Source organism: Amycolatopsis sp. NPDC041971, from assembly GCF_055588925.1.
Map to the genome: position 1 here is coordinate 39,855 of NZ_JBVJCE010000021.1, position 2,387 is coordinate 42,241.

At 69.3% G+C, this 2,387-nt stretch carries 3 protein-coding genes; all 3 read left to right on the forward strand.

Translation table 11 applies throughout. The annotated features are described in order from the left end of the window. Positions 1-345 precede the first annotated feature (345 nt). From ACZ6DT_RS33180 to ACZ6DT_RS33190, 3 genes are read left to right on the forward strand one after another with little or no spacing between them, the layout of a single operon-like run. Positions 346-699 carry a RidA family protein gene (locus ACZ6DT_RS33180; protein WP_465602715.1) on the forward strand — a complete coding sequence of 118 codons (354 nt, stop codon included), beginning with the start codon at positions 346-348 and terminating at the stop codon, positions 697-699. Next, a complete protein-coding gene (locus ACZ6DT_RS33185; RefSeq protein WP_465602717.1) occupies positions 692-1,336 on the forward strand; it encodes a helix-turn-helix transcriptional regulator in 645 nt (214 codons plus the stop codon). The genes ACZ6DT_RS33180 and ACZ6DT_RS33185 overlap by 8 nt, the downstream gene beginning before the upstream one ends. Next, positions 1,333-2,292 carry a pyridoxal-phosphate dependent enzyme gene (locus ACZ6DT_RS33190; RefSeq protein WP_465602719.1) on the forward strand — a complete coding sequence of 320 codons (960 nt, stop codon included), beginning with the start codon at positions 1,333-1,335 and terminating at the stop codon, positions 2,290-2,292. Before ACZ6DT_RS33185 ends, ACZ6DT_RS33190 begins: the two co-directional genes overlap by 4 nt. Positions 2,293-2,387 lie beyond the last annotated feature (95 nt).

A 2,387-nucleotide genomic window follows, 5' to 3' on the forward strand; every position in this document is an offset into this window, starting at 1 on the left:
CCAAAGCAGAGGGAGAGGAGGTCCCGTGGCTACTTGTGGTGTGGTGTTCCTTTTCCCCCCCCCCCCCCCCCCCCCCCCCCACGACCCACGCGAGCGTCAGGCCTTGGTGATCGGCGTTCGGCCAGCACCTTCAGCACCGCTTCGGGGTCGCCGCCCTCGATGATCGTGAGCAGTTCGCGATGCCGCTCGACGTTCTGCATCAACGATTCGCCACTCTGGTGGGCACCGCGGTTGAGCGCCATGCACAGGGAGCCGTCGTCATCGAGACTCTTTCCCTCTCGCGTGAGCGGCAGGTCACTCAAGACCGCCTTGGACTTTTCGTCCAACACTTATACAGTCAGTCTCGTGACCAACGAACATCCGTATCCGCCCGCCTTCCGCAGCGGCGACCTGGTTTCCGTGTCCGGACGGCTCGGCGTGACCGCGACGGGAGAACTGGTATCCGGTGGATTCGGCGCCGAATGCCCGCAGGCCTTCGCCAACCTCGACGCCGCGCTGCGTTCGGTGGGCGCGACCCGGGCCGACGCGGTGAAGGTCGTCGTCTACCTGACCGACATCGCCGACCGTGACGGCCTCAACCGTGTCTACGAAGAGTTCTTCGCCGAGCCCCGGCCCGCTCGCACCTGCGTCGGGGTCGCGTCGTTGCCCTACGGTGGCACCGTCGAAGTCGAGGCGCTCGCCCGGATACGCGATGTCTGAGCAGGACACGATCCTCGACGCGCTCGCCCCGGTCGCCGACGGCATCGCGGCGACGCTCGGCTCGTTCTGCGAGGTCGTGGTGCACGACTTCCGCCGTCCGGAGAAATCGGTGGTCGCGATCGCCGGCTCGGTCACCGACCGCGGCGTGGGCGGATCGATGAGCGAGATCGGCATGGGCCTGCTCGCCCGCGGCGACGACGCCGAAGACCAGCTCAACTACGTCACCCGGACGGCGTCCGGGAAGTTGGTGAAGTCTTCGACCATGCTGCTGCGTGACAGCGGCGGCTCGGTGTTCGGCGCGCTGTGCGTGAACCTCGACGTCACCGCGCTGGGCCAGCTCAAGACCTTGGTCGGTGAACTCGCCGACGTCGGTGCCGTCACCGAAACACCGACCACCACCTTCGGCGACGACGTCGACGCGGTGGTGGACGCGATCGTCGACGAACACCAACTCCGGCTGAACAAACCCTGGGCCGCGCTCAGCCGCGAAGAACGGCTCGACCTGTTCCGCAGCCTCCACGCGCGCGGCGTCTTCGCCGTGCGGCGGGCCGTGCCGCAGGTCGCCGCCCGCATCGGGATATCCCGTGCCTCCGCTTACAACTATCTCGCCGAAATCCGTGATCAAGGAGCCTCATGACCGCCCCCGTGACCATCGACGACATCCGCGACGCCGCCGCCCGGCTGGCCGGTGTCGCGCACCGGACCCCGGTCGTGCGTTCCCGGACCCTCGACGACCTCGTCGGCGCCGAAGTCTTCGTCAAGTGCGAGAACCTCCAGCGCGTGGGGGCCTTCAAGTTCCGCGGCGCGTACAACGCCGCTTCCCGGCTCTCGCCGGAGCAGCTGGCCAAGGGCATCGCCGCCTACTCCTCGGGTAACCACGCCCAGGCCGTCGCGCTCGCCGCGCGGGAACTCGGGAGCAGCGCGGTCATCCTGATCCCGGAGGACACCCCGCGGTCCAAAAAGGACGCCACCGCGGGCTACGGCGCCGAGATCGTCACCTACGACCGCTACACCGGCGACCGCGTCGCGATCGGTGAAGCGCTGGCGGCCGAACGCGGTCTCGCGCTCATCCCGCCGTACGAACACCCGCACGTGATCGCCGGACAAGGCACCGCGGCGTTGGAGCTGCTGGAGGACACCGAGTCCCTGGACACTCTCGTCGTCCCGGTCGGCGGCGGCGGCCTGATCGCGGGCAGCTCGACCGCCGCGAAGGCCGTGCGGCCCGGCATCCGGGTCGTCGGCGTCGAACCCGCCGCGGGCGACGACACCAAACGCTCGCTGGACGCGGGGGAACGCGTGTCGATCCCGGTGCCGCGGACCATCGCCGACGGCCAGGCAGCCGAGATCCCCGGCGAATTGACCTTCTCGATCAACCGGAACCTCGTCGACGACATCGCGCTGGTCACCGATGACCAGATCCGCGACGCCATGCGGTTCGCGTTCGAACGGCTGAAGCTCGTCATCGAGCCGAGCGGAGCAACCGGTCTCGCGGCGCTGCTCAGCGGGCGGATCCCCGTTTCCGGGCGGGTCGGGGTGATCATCAGCGGCGGGAACGTCAGCCCGGAACGCTTCGCCGAGCTGCTCGCTCCCTGACCCGCATTTCGTCCTCTGAATGCGGCGGTGGGGGGGGGGGGGGGAGCGGGGGGGGGAGGGGGCGGCAACAAAGGCCCGGACGGCGGGGCACCTAA

Coding starts and splice junctions, on each gene's coding strand:
- ACZ6DT_RS33185 (WP_465602717.1), top strand. CDS start 692: ATGTCTGAGCAGGACACGATCCTCGACGCGCTCGCCCCGGTCGCCGAC.
- ACZ6DT_RS33190 (WP_465602719.1), top strand. CDS start 1,333: ATGACCGCCCCCGTGACCATCGACGACATCCGCGACGCCGCCGCCCGG.